The sequence below is a fragment of the Methylobacterium sp. PvP105 genome (assembly GCF_017876975.1).
Taxonomy (GTDB): Bacteria; Pseudomonadota; Alphaproteobacteria; order Rhizobiales; family Beijerinckiaceae; genus Methylobacterium; species Methylobacterium radiotolerans.
In genome coordinates, this window is sequence record NZ_JAGIPA010000001.1 from 6,161,398 (window position 1) to 6,179,436 (window position 18,039).

Genomic DNA, 18,039 nt, shown 5'->3' on the forward strand with positions numbered 1-18,039 from the left:
CGCGATCAATTGCCGTTACGCTGCCTTTCTGTCGATACCATTCTCTCATTTGAAAATTTACAAAGAACAGATCTGGAGCGATCGGTCCATGTTGTGTGCCGAAAGAGAAGGGCAGCGCGGCGTTCCGGCCGGCACCCGCGCCGGGCCCGGCGCGGCCCAGCCGGTTCCGCGGTCCGAGGTGGCGGGCGAGATCGGCTCCGCGCGCCTCCTGCAGGGGCGCCGCGAGATCGTCATCCGCCACGGCGACCACGCCTATCGCCTGCGGGTGACCGCCAGCGACAAGCTGATCCTGACCAAATGAGCGCACCCGGCCTTCTGTCGCGCCGCGCCCTCCTGGCCGCCGCCGCGGCCGGGGCGCTCGCTCCGCGCACCGCCGCCGCGCAGGCGGCCACCCGCATCGCCGCCCTGGGCGGGGCCGTCACCGAGATCCTCTACCGCCTCGGCGCCGGCGGCCGGATCGTCGCGGTCGACACGACCAGCCTCTACCCGCCCGAGGCGCTGCGCGAGAAGCCGAATGTCGGCTACCTGCGGGCGCTCTCGGCCGAGGGCCTGCTCGCGCAGCAGCCCGACCTGATCATCGCCGCCGAGGGGGCCGGGCCGCCCGCGGTCCTGACGCAGCTGCGCGAGGCCGGGCTGCGCGTCGAGACGGTGACGGAGCCGCCGAGCCCCGAGGGCGTGCTGGACAAGATCGAGACAGTCGGGCGCCTCGCGGGCCTGGAGCGGGAGGCCGAGACCCTCGAGGCCGAGGTCCGCACCCGTTTCGCCGACCTCGCGGTCCGGCGCGCCCGGATCGCCCGGACGGCCCGGGCCCTCGTCGTCCTGTCGGTCCAGGGCGGCCGGACCGTCGTCGGCGGCACCGGCTCCTCGGCGGACGGCATCCTGACCCTGGCGGGCATCGCCAACGCTGCGGCGGGCCTGGACGGCTTCAAGCCGATGACCGACGAGGCCATCCTGGCCGCCGCCCCCGACGCGGTGGTGATGATGCAGAACGGCCCCGAGCCGCCGAGGCCCGAGAGCATCTTCGCCCCCGGCACGGCCCTCGGCCAGACGCCGGCGGCGGCGCAGGGCCGGCTGGTGGCCATGGACGGCCTCTACCTCCTCGGCTTCGGGCCGCGCACGCCCGAGGCCGCCACCGACCTGATGCGGGCGCTCTATCCGGACCTGCCGCGTGACTGAGCCGCGCCGCGGCGGGCGGGGCGCGTGAGCCGCCGTTCCGCGACGCCCTGGGTGCTGGGCATCCTGGCGGCCCTGGTGCTCGCCGCCGCCCTGCTCTCCGTGAGCCTCGGGGCGATCCGCATCCCGCCGGAGCGGGTCCTCGCGGCCCTGACCGGGGAGGGGAGCGATCCGGCCCGCGCCCGGGACGCGCTGGTGATCCTCTCGATCCGCCTGCCCCGCACCCTGCTGGGGCTGCTGGTCGGGTCCGGGCTGGCGGTCTCCGGAGCGCTGATGCAGGGGCTGTTCCGCAACCCCCTGGCCGACCCGGCGCTGGTCGGGGTCTCGTCGGGGGCTGGGCTCGCCGCCGCGGTCATCATCGTGCTCGGCGACCGGATCCTCGCCCGCCTGGGTGTCCTGGGACCGCTGCCCTACGCCGCGCTGCCGGCCGGGGCCTTCCTCGGCGGCCTGTGCGCGACCCTCATCCTCTACGCCCTCGCGACCCGGTCCGGGCGCACCGCGGTGGCGACGATGCTGCTCGCGGGGATCGCGCTGGGGGCGCTGAGCGGCGCGCTGACCGGCCTGCTGACCTTCGTCAGCGACGACCGGCAACTGCGCGATCTCGCCTTCTGGTCGCTGGGCAGCCTCGGCGGCGCCACCTGGTCCAAGGTCGCGGCCTCGGCGCCGCTGATCCTGCCGGTGCTGGCCGCGGTCCCGCTCCTGGGCCGCGGCCTGAACGCGCTCGTCCTCGGCGAGGCCGAGGCCTTCCACCTCGGCGTCCCGGTGGAGCGGCTGAAGCGCGCCTGCATCGTGCTGGTGGCGGTGGCGGTCGGCGCCAGCGTGGCGGCGGCGGGGGTGATCGGCTTCGTCGGCCTCGTGGTGCCGCACGCCCTGCGGCTGCTGATCGGCCCGGGGCACCGGCTGCTGCTGCCGGCCGCGGCGCTTCTCGGCGGCGCTTTCCTGGTGCTCGCCGACGTGGTGGCGCGCCTCGTCGCCGCGCCCGCCGAGCTGCCGATCGGGATCGTCACCGCGCTGGTCGGCGCGCCGGTCTTCCTGTGGCTGCTCCTCGGCCGGGTGCGGGTGGACGATGTCTGACGATGTCTGACGATGTCTGACGATGTCTGACCATGCCTGATCCGGCCCTGCTCGCGGCCCGCGACCTGACCGTCACGGTGGCGGGGCGCGCGCTCGTGCGCGACGTCTCCCTGGCGGTGGAGGCCGGCAGCCTGCAGGTGATCGTCGGCCCGAACGGGGCCGGCAAGTCGACCCTCGTCCGCCTGCTCAGCGGCGCCCTGCGGCCCACGAGCGGCACCGTCGCCTATGACGGCGCGCCCGTGGCGACGATCCCGCCCTGGCGGCTCGCCGCGATGCGGGCGGTGCTGCCGCAGGCGGCGCGCCTCGCCTTCCCGTTCGCGGCGGCCGAGGTCGCCCGGATCGGCCTCGACGGCATCGGCCGGGGCCTCGGGGCCCGCGACCGGGCGGCGATCCTGGCGCGGGCCCTCGCGCGGGCCGACGTGGCGCATCTCGCCGACCGGGCCTACCCGACCCTCTCGGGCGGGGAGCAGGCGCGGGTGCAGTTCGCCCGGGTGCTCTGTCAGCTGGAGGCCGGCCGCACGGTCGCCGACCGGCAGGTACTGTTCCTCGACGAGCCGACCGCGAGCCTCGACCTCCGGCACCAGGGCGCGCTGCTCGACGCCGCCGCCGGGCTGGCGGCGACCGGCGTCGCCGTGGTGGCGATCCTCCACGACCTCAACCTCGCGGCCGCCTACGCCGACCGGCTGCTGGTCCTCGACGGCGGCCGGCTGGTCGCCGGCGGGCGGCCGGCCGAGGTCCTGACCGACGACCTGATCGCCGGGGTCTTCGGCGTCCGCTGGCCGGTCGGGCGGGTGCCCGCGGGCGGCCAGCCCTTCCTGCTGCCGCACCGGAGTGCGGCCGGTCGCGCGCGGGACTGATCGGACTTCGCGGCTCCCGGGCGGCGTCCGGCCCGCGCGGGCAGGCAATGCGCGGCGCGCGGGCCAGCAATCCCGGAAATGCCGGTTGCACATCTCTGTCGCGATCGGCGAGACAATCTTCAGCAAGCCAGCCATCCGCCAGCCAGCTCTCTGGAACGACTGTGTGCGGGCGGCTGTCATCATGCCTTATGCTTCTCACCGGGCGCTCGTCGCCCTCGGCGTCGTGCTGGCGACCCTGCCGGGCGCCCGGGCGGAGGAGGCCGGCCAGGCCGCGCTCCCCGAGCCCGCGATCGGCCTCGACACCCTGTCGGTCACCGCGACCAAGACCGCCGTCCCGGCCGTCGACGCCCTGGCGGGCACGAGCGTCGTCCCGCGGGCCGCGCTCGACCGTCTCCAGCCCGGGCGCCTGTCCGAGGTGCTGCGCGACGTGCCCGGCGTGATCACCCAGGAGAACCGGAACGACCCGGCGCAGGCGATCAACATCCGCGGCCTCCAGGATTTCGGCCGGGTGAACGTCCTGGTCGACGGGGCCCGGCAGGATTTCCAGGTCTCGGGCCACGGGGCCAACGGCGTGTTCTACCTCGATCCCGAGCTCGTCGGCGGCGTCGACGTCACCCGCGGGCCGACGGCGACGGTCTACGGCTCCGGCGCCATCGGGGGCGTCGCGGCGTTCCGCACCCGGTCGATCGACGACATCCTGGCTCCCGACGAGAGTACCGGCTTCGTGCAGAAGCAGGGCTTCGGCACGAACGGCCAGCGCTTCGTGAACAGCTCGGCGCTCGGCGCCCGCATCGGCACCGCCGCGGACGTGTTCGGGCAGTTCGTCTTCCGCGACACCGCGCCCTATCGCGACGGTGCCGGCCTGCCGGTGCCCGACACCGGCAGCGAGCTGAACGCGGGCCTCGCCAAGCTCACCCTCCGGCCGGCCGAGGGGCACGCGCTCCACGCCACGGCGCTCCTGCAGCGATTCGCCTTCGTCAACGGCGGCGATACCGGCGCGGGGGCCCGCTTCGCCAACGCCGTGCAGGCCGACACCGTCACCTTCGGCTACCGGTTCGCCCGACCGGACGTGCCGCTCGTCGACCTCAGCCTCGACGGCTACGCGACCACGACCCGCGACGCGCTGACCTTCCTGCAGGACTCGCCGCGCGGTCTCTACGGCCGGCTCGGCACCCGGGCCGGCGACCGCCTGACCTACGACCTCGCCACCGCGGGCTTCGACGCCCACAACACCGCCCGGTTCGAGACCGGCCCGGTCGCGCACGCGCTCACGCTCGGCGGCGACGGCGTGGCGAATCGCGTCCGGACCACCGACCAGGCCGGCGGCTTCGGCGCGGCCTTCACGCCGTCGGGACGGCGGGAGCTGGCCGGCGCCTTCCTCCAAGACGAGATCCGCGCCGCGCCGTGGCTGCGCATCGTCGGCGCGCTCCGGCACGACGGCTACCGGCTCGACGGCGGGGCCTATCGCGCGCGCGGCGCGCGGGTCTCGCCGAAGATCACGGTCGGCGTCGCGCCGGTCGGCGGCCTCGAACTCTACGGGACCTATGCCGAGGGCTACCGCGCGCCCACGATCACCGAGACGCTGATGGAGGGCATCCACCCGTTCCCGGCCTTCGCGATCCTGCCGAATCCGGCCCTGCGGCCGGAGGTGGCCCGCACCGTCGAGGGCGGCGCCAACCTGCGCGCCGACGGGGTGGTGGGGCCGGAGGACGCGCTGCGGGCCAAGCTCGCGCTGTTCGACACGGCGGTCGACGGCTTCATCGACATGCAGGCGGTCGGGCCGGCCTCCTACGTCCCGGCGATTCCCGGCGTCCCGGCCTCGATCTGCGCCGCCCGGCCCGGGCGCTTCCCCTGCGTGATCCCGGCCCGGTCCTACCAGTACCGGAACGTCGCCCGGGCCGACCTGTCGGGCGCGGAGCTGGAGGGGACCTACGACTGGGGCCGGGGCTTCGTGTCGTTCGCCGCCACCCACGTCGACGGCCGCGACCGCGCCACCCGCGAGAGCCTGCTCACGGTGCCGCCGGACCGGATCGGCACGACGCTGGGCCTGCGCTTCCTCGCCGACCGGCTCGTCGTGGGCACGCGCCTGACCCTGGTGGAGGCCCGCACCGACCTGCCCGCCGCCGCCCGGAGCCGGGCCACCAAGGCCTACGGGCTGGTGGACCTCTTCGCCACCTGCGCGGTCACCGACCGGATCACCGCGGACGTCGCCGTCCAGAACGTCCTCGACCGGCGCTACCGCGCGTACAACGACGCGCTGGCGAGCCCGGGCCTCGTCGCCAAGGCGTCGCTCAGCATCGCGTTCGCGACCCGGTAGGCGCGGCTAGCGGTAGCGCGACGGGTGGTACTCCCGGTAGCTCAGGCCGATCACGGCCGCGAGCAGGCCGGCTCCCCGGCACAGCGTGTAGCCGCCGCCGATCAGGGTCGCCGGCCTGAGGGACAGGCCGGCGACCCCGAGCCGCAGCAGGCCGCCGGCGAGGCGCGCGAAGCCGCGGCCCGCGTTGGCGAGCCGGCCGCTCACCGTCTCCGGGCGGAGCCGGCCGAGATAGGCCTCGACGCTGCCGCTGCGGTACCAGCGGGCCAGCAGCCAGCGCACCCGCATCCGGTGCGTCGGGATGCTGTCGTAGACCAGGGCCCTCTCGGCCCAGGCGATCCGGTGCCCGGCGAGCATCAGCGTCCGGAAGAAGAACGTGTCCTCGCCGCCCATGGTGTTGAAGCGCATGTCGAAGGACAGGCCCAGCGCCCGGATCACCCGCAGGTCCAGGAGCGCGTTGGCGGTGTAGCCGTCCTCCACGAAGCCGTCGCGGACCGGCAGGCGCTTGGCGAAGAAGCCCCCGGCGGCCGCCCAGGCGGGCGGAACCCGGTCGAAGAACGGCACGACCGGCCCGACGCAGGCCGCGACGCCCGCGGCGAGGGCGGTCTCGAGCAGGTTGCGGAGCCAGTCGCGGTCGGGGAACTCGTCGTCGTCGATCAGCGCGACCCAGTCCGCGCCGGCCGCGGAGGCCTCCGCGAGGCTCCGGTTGCGGACCGCGGCGAGGCCGCGGGTCTCCTCCCGGACGTAGGTGACCGGAAAGCGGCCGGTCGCCCGGTAGGCCTCAACCACCGGGACGGCGGCGCGGCCGCGCCCGTTGTCGATGATCAGGATGCGCAGGGCGGTCTCGGCGAGGCTGCCGAGCCGCTGCTGGTCCAGGGCCTTGAGCAGGCGCGCCAGCCCGACGGGCCGCTCGCAGGTGCAGATGCAGATGCACAGGCGCATCGTCTTACCTCTGTCCGATCGGGAGGGCGTGCGGCCGCGGCCGCAGGCGCTTGCCCGCCGCCTCCAGCAGCGTCGCGGCCAGGAACCGCCAGATCCGCGGATGCCGAAGCGCCAGCACGGTGCCCGCGAGCCACCGCCCGGCCTGGGCCGCCTCGATGACCTGGGCGATCAGCCGCGTCATCGCGAGGCCGTCTCGGTAGGCGCGGCTGCCGTGGCGGACCTCGGCGGACCGCGACCGGGCCTCCGCGAGGCGGCCACGCTCGGTCCGGGCCGCGAAGGCCGCGTCGAGGCGCGCGATGTCGCCCTGGCGCAGCCGGTGCGACAGGGAGCTCGGTCCGCGCCGATAGCCGTAACCGGCATAGGTGGTGACCACGAACCGCGCCCCGGCCGCAAGGGCTTCCAGGCACAGCAGGAAATCCTCGCCGATCCGGACGCCCTCGTCGTACCGGATGCCGTGCCGGCGCAGGATCTCGGCGCGCATCATGGGCTTGAGGTAGCCCAGCTTGGTGACCCGGCTGAGCATGTGGTTGCTGGTGATGTACTTGGCGAGATCGATCTCGAACAGGTACGGCTCCCGGCCGCCATCCAGCATGCCCGGCCCCTGCGGGTCGAACATGTCGGTGAACGGGATCGGGTTGTCGGCGACGATGTCGGCATCCGCCGCGAGCGCGAGATCGAGCAGGGTCCGGGTGCGGTCGGGCAGGATCAGGTCGTCGGCGTCGAGGATCGCGATCCAGCGGCCCCGGGCGGCGTTCAGGGCCGCGTTCCGGGCGCTCGACGGGCCCCGGGGGGCGCCCGGCCCGGCCTCGGCGAGGGGAATCACGCGGACCCGCGGGTCGGCCTCCGCCAGGCGCGCCAGCACGGAGGCGGTCCCGTCCCGCGAGCCGTCATCGACCGCCACGACCTCGACGGCGACGCCGGTCTGGGCCAGGGCGGAGCGGACGGCCGTCGCGATCCACGGCGCCGCATCGTGCGCGGCCATGATGAACGAGACGTCCACGAACGTGCCCCGAGCATCGGACAAGAGTTGATCCGCCATCGCGCTTCCTGGGCCGCCGGGCGCGGCCTCCGAGACCGCCCCCGACTTTGGCCGGAAGCGATCCGGGTGCACGACGCTCAAAGGGCGTAGGGCGGCGGCCATCCCCTCCCATTGCGGGGGATGGCCCCGGCGGCCGGCCGCGGTCAGCGTTCGTCGGAGGCCGTGTCGCCGGCGGCGTGGGAATTCCGGACGGTGAGGCCCTTCGCCAGAATCGCCCGGACGTGGGCGCGCAATCTTTGTTTTCTCGCCGCCGTGGCGGGAGAATCTTTTTCGAGGCTCGAATCGCCGGAGGCTGCCATGCCGAACGCCCCTGAGGCCCGTCACCGCGCGCCGCCATCGCCGAAGCGGCCGGAAGGGTGATCGGCGATACCTATAATGGATTATTTGGCTGGAATCTCGACATTATTGCAACGCAACCAACGAAAACAGTTTTGGTGTTTGTTAAGGTTTATGTCTCCTACTGAGCATTGTCGGACGTGGGCGAACTACGTAGGTAGTATCCGAGGGCCCTCCCGAGGGCAGCATTCAGGGAGGAGATGAGTGCCCAGTCGCTTCTATTTCGACATCGAGAACGGCGAGGAGACGATCCGCGACGCCCAGGGCGTGGAAGCCGAGGACTTGTCCGAGGCGCTGGCGGAGGCCCGCAGCGTGATCGACGAAATGGCGGGTGAACTGGAGGCCGCGGGACCGGGCGGCGCGTGGACGCTCGTCGTGCGCGACGCCACCGGAGCGGAGGTCGGCCGTCTGCCGATCAAGGGCTGAGCCGGAGGGCGGTCCCGGTCGCTGCGCGACGGGATTACGGACTGACCAGCGCGGAGGCGCCGACACGCCGGCGCGGGGCCCGCAGCAGGCGACGGGCCGGCCGCTCCAGGAGCCGCCACGACAGGTCCGCCAGCAGCAGCGTCAGCAGCAGGTCGAGCGCCATGGAGACCGAGCGCGGTCCGGCGACGTCGATGCCGACGAGGGCCAGCACCCGCTCCGCGTGGAGCGGCACGTGGAACAGGTAGGCGGCGTAGCTGATCACGCCGATCCGGCGCAGCCACGGGATCTCCAGGAGGGCGACCGCGCGGCCGTCCCGCAGCTGGACCACCTGCAGCAGCAGCAGCGCCGCCAGGACGCCGCTGAGGCGGCCGAGAATCAGCCACCAGCCGGTCGGCGCGATCAGGAGCGGCAGGGTCACGAACAGGATCAGCACGCCGGCCAGGGCGGCGTCGCGGGCAAGCCAGGCCGGGAGCGGCCGGGTGCGCAGGCCGGCGAGACCGCCCAGCGCGATCAGCCCGAGATTGGCGAGGGTGTCGACGTCGAAGCACCGCGGCGCGGCGCCCGCCCACAACAGGGCGCCGTGCATCAGGACGCTGATCCCGACCAGGAGCCAGCACAGCGCGCCGAGATGGCGCCGCGGCAGGAACAGGGCCGCCGGCGCGAACAGAAGGTAGAATTGCTGCTCGACGGCGAGACTCCAGAGATGGCCGAGCTCGGTCCCCCAGCCGTTCTGCTCGATGTAGATGTTCGTGACGTAGAACCACGTCGCGAGCTTGAACGCCTCGTCGCCGAGACTGGCCGGATCGCCGGGCCGGACCGTGTAGAGCACGAACAGGAAGACGTAGTAGACCGGCACGATCCGGGCCAGGCGGTTCCGGTAGAACAGCCCGAGGCTGCCGAGTGGCGTCGACGCGCCCGCCTCCACGGCCGTGCGGGCGGCGGCGAGGATCCGGACGATCAGAAAGCCGCTCAGGACGAAGAACAGCCACACGCCGGTCGTGCCGAGGGCCTCGGTCCTCGGGCTCGGCGCCTTGTGGCTGACGAAGACCATCAGGAACGCCAGGGCCCGCAGGCCGTCGAACCCGTTGATGCGGCGCTCTGAAGGGGCCACGGCGCGTCCCGTCCGGTGATCGACCGTGCCGGGGCAGAACGCGCCCGCGCGGTCGGGTCCGGCCGGGAGGGCCGGACACCCCGCCTTAGACCGGGCCTCGCGCGGGAGCCCCTACCTCGATCGGCGGACCGGACCTCCCCGAAAGCGGTCCCGCCGCCCGGCAGGGCCGTCAGCGGCGCCGGGTGAGCAGGACGACGAGGCCGACGGCGACGGCCGCCCCAGCCTGGGCGGAGAGCACCGCGAGCAGGAAACCCTTCGGTAGAACAACCGCGAAGCCGATCGCTCCTCCAATCAGCGCAGCGAAGACCAGCACGACCAGCAACGCCTTACCTCCATTGATGGATCGGCGGCCGTCTTGTTGCCGAACCTGTCGTGGGCCCAGTGTTGTCGCAAGGGTTTTGCCTGCGATCGACGCCCCTTCGGACCGGCCGAGAGCCGCCGAAGCCGGCTGCGGCGACGCTGGCCGGACCGGCCGGCTGCGCCCGTCGCTCCGCAAGTTCCGACCCCGTCTCGCCCCGAGTCAAGGAGCCGACATGTTGCGCCCGGCTGGGACCCCGACGCCGATCGAGTCGTCGACGCCGCAGGAAATGGTCGAGACGCTGAACGACGCGTTGGTCAAGACATTGCCGGCCCCGCGGCAGGCCGGCCCCGGCCTCCGGGTGAGCTGGGCGATGAAGCGCGTCCTCGACGCGAGCATCGCGCTGACGGCGCTGTTCCTGCTGCTGCCCCTGCTGCTGTTCATCGCGCTGCTGATCTGGGGCAGCGACGGCCGGTCGCCGATCTTCCGCCACAAGCGCCTCGGCCGGTACGGGCGCCCCTTCGGATGCCTGAAGTTCCGGTCCATGGTCGCGGACGGCGACGCGGTGCTGGCGCGGCATTTCGCCGAGAATCCCGAGGCCCGGGCCGAGTGGGAGGCGTCCTTCAAGCTCACCCACGATCCCCGCGTGACGGCGCTCGGCCACGTCCTGCGCAAGACCTCCCTCGACGAGCTGCCGCAGCTCTGGAACGTGCTGCGCGGCGAGATGAGCCTCGTGGGACCGCGGCCGATCGTCCAGGCCGAGGTCGTCCGCTACGGCGCCGACTTCACCGCCTGCTTCTCCGTCCCGCCGGGGCTGACCGGCCTGTGGCAGGTCTCCGGACGCAGCGATACCGGCTACGCCGAGCGCGTCGCCCTGGATTGCGCCTATGCCAGTCAGTGGAGCCTCACCCGCGACCTCGCCATCCTGTTCAAGACGGTCCCGGCCGTGTTGTGCCAGCGCGGCAGCCGCTAGCGCCATGACCGGGCGGCCACGCCGCGCCCGCCGCGGAGCGCACCGATGAAGGGCATGATGCTCAACGCCCTGCTGGGCGTGATGCTGGGCCGCTTCGGCTCGGTCTGGCGTCTGCTGGTCTTCGTCCCGATCGTGGCGGCCGAGGTCGGCTACGGCCTCGTCGTCTACAACCTGAGCGCCGGCGCGTGCCTGCGGCGCGGCACGGCGCTGCTGATCTGCGGACAGCTGGCCTTCCTGCTCGGCGCCCTGCTGCGGCCGATCGCCAACGAGCGCTGAACCGCCCCGGCCCAGCGCGGCCCGGCGCGGCGACGCGGGCACGTCAGGCCGGATCCTCCTCGGCGGCCGGCGCCTGAAGGCAGAGGCGCCAGAACTCCACGAAGCCGGCGGCGTACGCGGCGATGACGAGGCTCGACCAATGCATCGCGTGGCTCCGGGCGCGTTCGAGGGCCCAGCCTGCCGCGGAGACGTTAAGATTTAGCCCCGCCCGGTCTCGGTTCCGGTGTGCGGGGGCCTGTGCGGAGCCGTGTGCGGGGCGATGTCCGGCGCGATGTCCGGGTCGATGTCAGGGGCGGTCTCCGGTGCGGCGTCCGCCCGCCGGTGTGGCTAGTGGCAGACGATCGATTCCTTGAAGCCGCACGGATCGCCCATCCGGGTGAACGCGACCCGCTCGAACAGCGCGGTGACCGGCTGTCCCGAGTACTCCGTCGGTCCGAGCCAGGAGGCGAAGTCCGGGCCCTGTCCCGACCAGACGCTGAGCATGATCTTGCTCGGGTGCGACGGGATCGGCCGGTCGGGCGTGCCGATGACCTCGCGCAGCAGGCGCCCGTTGACGTACCAGCGCAGGCGGTCGGGCAGCCACTCGAAGGCGTAGTCCGCGGTGGTGGTCGCCGCGTCGAAGCCGAGGGCGTCGAGGCTGACATGCTCGCCGACGCCGCCGACGAAGTAGTTGAGCTGGACCTTGCTCGTGTCCTTGCCGAGCCACTCGAAATCGATCTCGTCGTTCGTCCGCCGGTCGCCGTTCTCGGGGCCGTTATAGGTGAAGAACGCCGAGACCATGCCGGACCCGGCCCCGGCCCGCATCCGGACCTCGTAGGTGCCGTAGCCGTAGCGCTCGCGGGTCTGGATCTCGGCGCAGCTGAACGGGCGCTCCTTGTAGGTGATGTCCGTCAGGGACAGCGAGAGAGCGCCGGGCGTCGCGATCCGGGCGCGGTGCTTCGACCACGTGCAGCCCTGCCAGTCGCCGTTGACCCAGCCGTCCGAGACGTACCAGCGGCGGTCGTTCAGGCTGCTGAAGAGCTCCACGAAGGATGGGCCGCCCTGGGCGGCCGGAGCGGCGGCCGGCGGCGCGGCTGTCTCGCCCGCGCTCGCGGGGTAGGCCTGCAGGAGAAGCGTCGCCGCCACGCAGAGGCGGCGGCCCGGGGCGGACCAGATCGTCATGCGCACGTCCTCAAACCAGTCGCCGCAGGATCGCGGCGGCGCGCATCGTAGCGGCGGGGGCAATGCCGGCCGGCGATCATTCGGACGATCCGGCCCGGGCCGGCCCCCTCCTTTCGGACGATCTCGCGCGCCCCGCCGGGGTCGCCCTACCGTGCCGACGGACCGGCCGCGGCGCGGACCGGCCGGAGAGTCGCGGAGTCGTCCGGTGCGCAGCTTAGAGGCCTCGTCCCCCGTCCCGGAGGTCTGCGTCATCGTCGCCGCGCGGGACGCCGCGGACACGATCGGGACCGCCGTCGCCTCGGCGCTCCGGCAGCCGGAGGTCGCCGAGGTGATCGTCGTGGACGACGCCTCCGCGGACGCGACCGGCGCGGCCGCCGCGGCGGCCGACGACGGGTCGGGCCGCCTGCAGGTGATCCGGCTCGCCGAGAATGTCGGGCCCGCCGAGGCCCGGAACCGCGCCATCGCGGCGGCCCGGGCCCCGCTGCTCTGCATTCTCGACGCCGACGACTACTTCCTCGACGGCCGGCTCGGCCGGCTCCTGTCCGCGCCCCGGACCTGGGATCTGATCGCCGACGACATCGTCATGGTCCGCGGCCGCGAGGCCGCCTCCGCCGCCGGCCTCGTCACCGGACCGGGACGGCCGCAGCGGCTCACCCTCGCGACCTTCGTGACCGGCAACATCGCCCGCCCCGGCGCGAGCCGGCGCGAACTCGGCTTCCTGAAGCCGATCATGCGGCGGGGTTTCCTGGACCGGCAGGGGCTGCGCTACGATCCGCGGCTGCGGCTCGGGGAGGATTACGCCCTCTACGTCGAGGCGCTGGCGGCCGGGGCGGTGTTCGCCGTGACGGCGCCCTGCGGCTACGTGGCGGTCGAGCGGTCGAACTCGCTGAGCGCGCAGCACCGGACCGACGACCTCGGGGCGATGCTGGCCTTCGACGACGCCGTGCTGGCCCGGCCGGGTCTCGGCCCGGAGGCCCGGGCGGCTCTCAGGGCCCACCGCGCCGCGACGGCGAAGCGCTGGCAGCACCGGCGCGTCCTCGACCGGCGGCGCGCCCAGGGGTACGCGGCAGCCCTGCGGGAACTGCTCGGCACGCCCCTGGCGTGGCGCCACATCCTGTCGGTCACCCTGGCGGCCAAGCTCGCGCGCCTCGTGCCGGCGCCCGCGCCCGATCGGGAGACCGGCCCGCGCCTGCTCCTCGGGCCGGAGCGCCGCCTCGAGCCGGCGCGCTGAGCCGGCGCCTCGAGCCGGCGCCTCGAGCCGGGTCGGTGCCTCGGACCGGCCCGGTCCGTCAGCGGTCGCGGTCTTCCTTGCGCGCCCGCACGGCCGCCACGTCGGACCGGACGTCGTCCAGCGCGCTGCGGACCCGCTCCAGGGCCGTGGTGAACGTCGCGTCCGGGTCCGGGTCGACGGCGCCCGGCGCAGTCCCGTGACGGAAGCTGTCCAGCAGGTAGGGCATCATCTTGCCGTGGAGCGCCGCGTAGGCGCCGGGGCTGGACAACTCGTAGACGACCGCGAGGGCGTGATAGGCTCGGACGAGAACCTCGAGTGCGACATCCGCACTGCGCGCCGCTCGATCGCAATTATCGCTGCCCATCGTCGTGCTTGATAATCTATCGCTGCCCCTTTCGCCGGGTAACATGCCGACCTAAGACTGTCGACGTTGGGGAGCGTTGCAATCTTCGATCCCCTATGGCGCGGGGCCGTTTATCCGAGCGGCATGGCTCGACTGCAACAGTCGATGATCAGAGGGCGTCAGTTCAAGGTTTCGTCTAGCCCCGCATGTGCCGCGTCGGCCGGATCATTGTGGCGATCTTGTTCTCGACCTCGACCAGGACGCTGTTCACAAGGTGAATGGCGCCGTCAACGGTCCCGGTTGTCAGGCTCTCGTTGCGGCTTGTTTCCTGGATGATGCGGAAATTGTCCTCGACGAACGAGCGGATCTTCTGCTGGACGTCGCCGAACTCACCCGGATGGGCCGTCTCGTAGAGCAGCGCCAGGGCCAGGTAGGCGCGCCCCACCATGTCCAGCGCCAGGGTCGTGCTGACCTCAGAATGTCCGGCGTCCGGGGTCGACACGACGACTGAATTTCCTGTCGGATGTTAGTTTTCTACACTAACATGGACTTTATTCGGCGCCAACCGCGCCGAAGAACGGCGGTGTGGATTCTGCATCGGGTCCCCGCGGCCAGCGGCAGGCTCGCGGCGGCGAGGGGTGTCGGCTTCAGGAAGCCGAGACGGCGCGGGGACGTTGCGGGCCGGGATCGGCACGCTCCCGCCAGCGGGGCCGCGCCGCGGCAGGGGCGGCGGATCGCCGGCACGCCCACCCCGTTCGCGCCGCTCCGAGGCGCGGTCCGTCCGGTGTCGTCCGGTCCGGCCCTAGCGGCCGGCGGTGGCCCGACGCCCGGCGCTGTCCCGGCGCGGCGCCAGATCCTGCTCGATCCGCAGCTTGAGCCCGAGGACCCGGTTGTGCCGCGCCATCGCGAGGAGCGACTCGGCCGTCCCGACATCGCCGCGCATCCGCAGCGCGTGGGCGGCGAGCGCCATCTGGGCGGCCATCGCGTCCGCCTGATGGGCGGCGTTCGGGGCGTTCTGAGAGAGGGGCATTCCGGCCATGGCTGCCACGGTTCGAGGGCAGGCCCGATCCTCCGGACGATCCGTTAACGATATCTTAAGGCCCGCTCCGCGGCACCGGCCGCTCCGGCCGGGCCCTCACTTCCGGATGGGCAGCCGACCGACCAGCCAGCCCTCCTCGTTGCGCACGAGGAGGGTCCAGGGCGGCTCCTGGCCGCTTCCCGTAATCTCGTCGGCCATCTCGGCGATCACGCTGCGCGCCTCGAACAGGGCTTCTTCAAGGCCGGCAGCCTCAACCCCCACAAGGTCGTGGATCGTCTCCTCGGCATTTGCGATCTCGAAGTAGAAACGCGCCGCCAACAGGGTTCTCCTCCGCCGGAACTCTTCGGGGAGTTCAGTTCTATAGATCGGTGTTAGCATCTTAGCCGGTCGCGCTCCCCGACAAAGTGCTCGGGAAAAAGCAGCCTGTCTCTGACAATTCGGGTGATGCGCCGGGGAAATGTTCGCGCGATCGTCGGCCGGCGGCGCCCTGTAAGCCGAATGGCGTAGCTGCCCGGCCGCCGCCATGGCCGGATGGCGAAGTCCGCCGCGGACCGGTCGCGCGTGCGGGCCGGGCCGCGGCGGGTTCGGGCCGGTATCGTCGAATCGCCGGCGCTACGCCGGATCGGCAGAGTCGCGTACGCCTAAGATATGATGTTGGTCGCCCCGTCGGGCCGCCGTAGACCCGAGCGTCGGTGCGCTCGCGGCGAGGACTCCATGAACATCACGATGGTCGGGTCGGGCTACGTCGGTCTGGTCTCCGGCGCGTGCTTTGCGGATTTCGGCCACAGGGTCGTGTGCGTCGACAGCAATCGCGGCCGGATCGACGCGCTGAATGCCGGCCGGATGCCGATCTACGAGCCGGGCCTCGAGGCTCTCGTCGCCGAGAACGTCCGTCAGGATCGCCTGTCCTTCATCACCGACCTGGAGGCGGCGGTCGGGCAGGCGGACGCGGTGTTCATCGCGGTGGGCACGCCCTCCCGCCGCGGCGACGGCTTCGCCGACCTGAGCTTCGTCTACGCGGCTGCCCGGAGCATCGCGCGCGCGCTGCGCGGCTTCACCGTGGTGGTGACCAAGTCGACCGTGCCGGTGGGCACCGGCGACGAGGTCGAGCGCATCATCCGCGAGACCAACCCCGGGGCGCAGTTCGCGGTCGTGTCGAACCCCGAGTTCCTGCGCGAGGGCGCGGCCATCGCCGACTTCAAGCGCCCCGACCGCATCGTCGTCGGCACCGATGAGCCGCGGGCCGTTGCGGTCATGGAGCAGATCTACCGCCCGCTCTACCTCAACGCCGCCCCGATCGTGGCGATGAGCCGCCGGACCGCCGAGCTGACCAAGTACGCGGCGAACGCGTTCCTGGCGGCGAAGATCACGTTCATCAACGAGGTCGCGGACCTGTGCGAGGCGGTGGGCGCGGACGTGCAGGCGGTCGCGCGCGGCATCGGCCTGGACAACCGGATCGGGTCGAAGTTCCTGCACGCCGGGCCGGGCTACGGCGGCTCGTGCTTCCCCAAGGACACGCTGGCGCTGGTCAAGACGGCGCAGGACGCCGGCACGCCGCTGCGGCTGGTCGAGACGGTGGTGGCGGTCAACGACCAGCGCAAGCGCGCGATGGCGCGCAAGGTGATCAGGGCCTGCGGCGGCTCGGTGCGGGGCAAGACGGTGGCGCTGCTCGGCCTGACCTTCAAGCCGAACACCGACGACATGCGCGACGCGCCCTCGCTGGCGATCGTGGCCGGCCTGCAGGATGCCGGCGCCGTGGTCCGCGCCTACGATCCCGAGGGCATGGAGCAGGCGCGCCCGCTCCTGCCCGGCGTCGCCTTCGCGGAGGATGCCTATCACTGCGCCGAGGGCGCGGACGTGCTGGTCCTCGTCACCGAATGGGACGCGTTCCGGGCGCTGGACCTCGACCGGCTGCGGGCGGTGATGCAGCGACCGGTCCTCGTGGATCTCCGCAACGTCTACCGGGCCGACGACGTCCGGGCTCACGGCTTCGCCTACAGCAGCGTGGGCCGCCCCGCCGCGCCCGGGGACGAGGCCGAGATCCCGCCGGCTCCCCATCGCGCGGACGCCGCCGCGACGGCGTGAGGCGGGGCCGACATCGGCGGATGGAAGCCCCGCAGATCCTCGGGATCGCCGACCCGGCGCGCGACCTTTCCGGCACGCGGGATCTCCGCCCGGCCGGCGGGCGGGTCGAGACGGCGGCGACGCCGACCTGCGGCGTCGAGGCCGCGCCGATCGCGCCGGGCGGGTGATCCGCCCGCCTCCCTGACCGGTCCGATAACAAACGGACCCCCTCGCGGGCCGCCCGAACAGGCGGCCCGCGAGGGGGCCCCGAAGCTCCGTCCGGCGCGCCGGACCGGATCTCTGCCCGGGCGGCCCCGCCGCGGCGGGGCCAGCGCCGGAGCGGTCAGGCCGCCGGGGCCTTCACGCTCGCCAGGCTGGAATCTTCCCGGAGGAAGTACTTGTTGGTCAGGTAGGCGACCTCGGTCCGGTTCTTGGCCTTGAGCTTCTTCATGATGTTGCGGACGTGAACCTTCACGGTGCTCTCGCACATGTTGAGCTCGTACGCGATGATCTTGTTCGGCGTCCCCTTCCGGAGCGCCCGGGCCACGCAGAGCTGCCGCGGCGAGAAGATATCGTCGTCCCCGGCCTCGACCGGCTCGTCCACCTTGATGTTGGCCAGCAGGGGGAGGAGGCACTCGGCCGGGATGTAGACGCCGCCCGCCTGCACGAGCTGGAGGGCCTGCAGGGCGATGTCCACGGAGGTCGTCGTCGGGATGTAGCCTTTGACGCCGAGCTTGATGATCCGCACGATCTGGTCGAGGTTCTCGCCGTCCGAGATGACGGCCACCGGCGGAGCGCCGGCCTCGCCCTGCAGGAACGCCAGTTCCCGCGTGATCTCGGTCCACTCGGTCTCGGTCAGGTTGCCGTCGGGCCGGCAGAGCACGACCACGCTCGCGGGGACGAACGGCTTCTGCCGCTTCCACGATTCGATGTCCGCGAAGACCTCGAACGAGGTCTGCCGGTCGGCCTCGCTGAGAGAGGCGGCGAGGCATCGGCCGACGAGCTGCCGTCGATCGATGATGACGATGCGGCTGGAGCGGCCCCGGGACTGGTCCCGTTGCTCGACGACGACCGGGCTGTCACCGGCATGTGCACCCGAAAAGCCGCCGCGGCTTTCGGCCGTGTCCCGCTCAACGAGGGTGAGCGCGTCTCGAGTACCAAGACTGGCCATAGAGAATTACCTCCTTTCGAAGGAAGCCGAATGTCAGCGATGACGGGATACCCAATGCGCTCGCCGACGGCGTGACACTGAGATACGCGGTGGCGCCGGTCGCCTTGGGCGATTGCCGATGACCACGGAAACAATGCTAGCTTTCGTAAAATCGTCTGTAAATACCCTATCTGAATCTAAACGCTTAAATTGCGGGGCTAAATACAATCAT

Annotated in this window: 21 protein-coding genes; 11 read left to right on the forward strand and 10 right to left on the reverse strand. The window is 72.5% G+C overall.

Translation table 11 applies throughout. The features are described from left to right. Positions 1-88: 88 nt before the first annotated feature. The 5 genes from J3A75_RS29920 to J3A75_RS29940 all read left to right on the forward strand — a co-directional run bounded on the left by J3A75_RS29920 (position 89) and on the right by J3A75_RS29940 (position 5,421). Complete coding sequence (locus J3A75_RS29920; RefSeq protein ID WP_012321506.1) at positions 89-301, forward strand: hemin uptake protein HemP; 213 nt, start codon at positions 89-91, stop codon at positions 299-301. Further along, positions 298-1,176 carry a hemin ABC transporter substrate-binding protein gene (locus J3A75_RS29925; protein ID WP_071000185.1) on the forward strand — a complete coding sequence of 293 codons (879 nt, stop codon included), beginning with the start codon at positions 298-300 and terminating at the stop codon, positions 1,174-1,176. Before J3A75_RS29920 ends, J3A75_RS29925 begins: the two co-directional genes overlap by 4 nt. A gap of 24 nt (positions 1,177-1,200) precedes the next feature. Beyond that, positions 1,201-2,247 (forward strand): FecCD family ABC transporter permease, encoded by a 1,047-nt coding sequence (locus J3A75_RS29930; RefSeq protein ID WP_071000186.1) that lies wholly within the window; start codon positions 1,201-1,203, stop codon positions 2,245-2,247. A 32-nt stretch (positions 2,248-2,279) separates the two neighbouring features. Next, positions 2,280-3,104 (forward strand): heme ABC transporter ATP-binding protein, encoded by an 825-nt coding sequence (locus tag J3A75_RS29935; RefSeq protein ID WP_071000187.1) that lies wholly within the window; start codon positions 2,280-2,282, stop codon positions 3,102-3,104. Between the two features lie 181 nt (positions 3,105-3,285). Then, the gene (locus tag J3A75_RS29940) at positions 3,286-5,421 is read left to right on the forward strand and encodes a TonB-dependent hemoglobin/transferrin/lactoferrin family receptor (RefSeq protein WP_071000747.1); all 2,136 of its coding nucleotides are present in this window, start codon (positions 3,286-3,288) and stop codon (positions 5,419-5,421) included. 6 nt (positions 5,422-5,427) lie between these two features. Here J3A75_RS29940 and J3A75_RS29945 read toward each other — a convergent pair whose 3' ends face one another. Together J3A75_RS29945 and J3A75_RS29950 are read right to left on the reverse strand one after the other, a co-directional pair. After that, entirely contained in the window at positions 5,428-6,360 is a 933-nt protein-coding gene (locus J3A75_RS29945) for a glycosyltransferase family 2 protein (protein WP_012321511.1), read from the reverse strand. 4 nt (positions 6,361-6,364) lie between these two features. Then, on the reverse strand, positions 6,365-7,399 hold the full coding sequence (locus J3A75_RS29950; protein ID WP_209650856.1) for a glycosyltransferase: 1,035 nt from the start codon (positions 7,397-7,399) through the stop codon (positions 6,365-6,367). A gap of 540 nt (positions 7,400-7,939) precedes the next feature. Between J3A75_RS29950 and J3A75_RS29955 the strand changes: the two genes are divergently transcribed. Then, complete coding sequence (locus J3A75_RS29955; protein ID WP_012321513.1) at positions 7,940-8,161, forward strand: DUF6894 family protein; 222 nt, start codon at positions 7,940-7,942, stop codon at positions 8,159-8,161. 34 nt (positions 8,162-8,195) lie between these two features. Here J3A75_RS29955 and J3A75_RS29960 read toward each other — a convergent pair whose 3' ends face one another. Together J3A75_RS29960 and J3A75_RS29965 are read right to left on the reverse strand one after the other, a co-directional pair. Beyond that, entirely contained in the window at positions 8,196-9,272 is a 1,077-nt protein-coding gene (locus J3A75_RS29960) for an acyltransferase family protein (protein ID WP_029360035.1), read from the reverse strand. A 169-nt stretch (positions 9,273-9,441) separates the two neighbouring features. Then, positions 9,442-9,594, reverse strand: a complete 153-nt coding sequence (locus J3A75_RS29965) for a hypothetical protein (RefSeq protein WP_012321515.1) — start codon at positions 9,592-9,594, stop codon at positions 9,442-9,444. Positions 9,595-9,805: 211 nt separating this feature from the next. On the opposite strand from J3A75_RS29965, the gene J3A75_RS29970 reads away from it, so the two are divergent. Together J3A75_RS29970 and J3A75_RS29975 are read left to right on the forward strand one after the other, a co-directional pair. Continuing rightward, positions 9,806-10,543, forward strand: coding sequence for a sugar transferase (locus tag J3A75_RS29970; RefSeq protein ID WP_076729977.1), 738 nt, complete (start codon positions 9,806-9,808; stop codon positions 10,541-10,543). Positions 10,544-10,588: 45 nt separating this feature from the next. Next, positions 10,589-10,819, forward strand: coding sequence for a hypothetical protein (locus J3A75_RS29975; RefSeq protein WP_012321517.1), 231 nt, complete (start codon positions 10,589-10,591; stop codon positions 10,817-10,819). Positions 10,820-11,146: 327 nt separating this feature from the next. Here the strand turns inward: J3A75_RS29975 and J3A75_RS29980 are convergent, their stop codons facing one another. Then, on the reverse strand, positions 11,147-11,980 hold the full coding sequence (locus J3A75_RS29980) for a glycoside hydrolase family 16 protein (RefSeq protein ID WP_209650857.1): 834 nt from the start codon (positions 11,978-11,980) through the stop codon (positions 11,147-11,149). 205 nt (positions 11,981-12,185) lie between these two features. Here J3A75_RS29980 and J3A75_RS29985 point away from each other — a divergent pair, with 205 nt between their 5' ends. Beyond that, the gene (locus tag J3A75_RS29985; RefSeq protein ID WP_209650858.1) at positions 12,186-13,211 is read left to right on the forward strand and encodes a glycosyltransferase; all 1,026 of its coding nucleotides are present in this window, start codon (positions 12,186-12,188) and stop codon (positions 13,209-13,211) included. Positions 13,212-13,269: 58 nt separating this feature from the next. Here J3A75_RS29985 and J3A75_RS29990 read toward each other — a convergent pair whose 3' ends face one another. The 4 genes from J3A75_RS29990 to J3A75_RS30005 form a co-directional block, all read right to left on the reverse strand. After that, positions 13,270-13,575, reverse strand: a complete 306-nt coding sequence (locus J3A75_RS29990) for a hypothetical protein (RefSeq protein ID WP_024828703.1) — start codon at positions 13,573-13,575, stop codon at positions 13,270-13,272. 175 nt (positions 13,576-13,750) lie between these two features. After that, the gene (locus J3A75_RS29995) at positions 13,751-14,056 is read right to left on the reverse strand and encodes a hypothetical protein (RefSeq protein WP_012321522.1); all 306 of its coding nucleotides are present in this window, start codon (positions 14,054-14,056) and stop codon (positions 13,751-13,753) included. A 300-nt stretch (positions 14,057-14,356) separates the two neighbouring features. After that, positions 14,357-14,593 (reverse strand): hypothetical protein, encoded by a 237-nt coding sequence (locus J3A75_RS30000; protein ID WP_043074655.1) that lies wholly within the window; start codon positions 14,591-14,593, stop codon positions 14,357-14,359. A 96-nt stretch (positions 14,594-14,689) separates the two neighbouring features. Continuing rightward, on the reverse strand, positions 14,690-14,911 hold the full coding sequence (locus tag J3A75_RS30005; protein ID WP_012321524.1) for a DUF6894 family protein: 222 nt from the start codon (positions 14,909-14,911) through the stop codon (positions 14,690-14,692). A 396-nt stretch (positions 14,912-15,307) separates the two neighbouring features. On the opposite strand from J3A75_RS30005, the gene J3A75_RS30010 reads away from it, so the two are divergent. Beyond that, positions 15,308-16,678 (forward strand): UDP-glucose dehydrogenase family protein, encoded by a 1,371-nt coding sequence (locus tag J3A75_RS30010; RefSeq protein ID WP_024828702.1) that lies wholly within the window; start codon positions 15,308-15,310, stop codon positions 16,676-16,678. Positions 16,679-16,698: 20 nt separating this feature from the next. Next, positions 16,699-16,845, forward strand: coding sequence for a hypothetical protein (locus J3A75_RS30015; RefSeq protein WP_012321526.1), 147 nt, complete (start codon positions 16,699-16,701; stop codon positions 16,843-16,845). A gap of 155 nt (positions 16,846-17,000) precedes the next feature. Here the strand turns inward: J3A75_RS30015 and J3A75_RS30020 are convergent, their stop codons facing one another. Next, positions 17,001-17,828 (reverse strand): response regulator transcription factor, encoded by an 828-nt coding sequence (locus J3A75_RS30020; RefSeq protein ID WP_012321527.1) that lies wholly within the window; start codon positions 17,826-17,828, stop codon positions 17,001-17,003. Between the last annotated feature and the right edge of the window lie 211 nt (positions 17,829-18,039).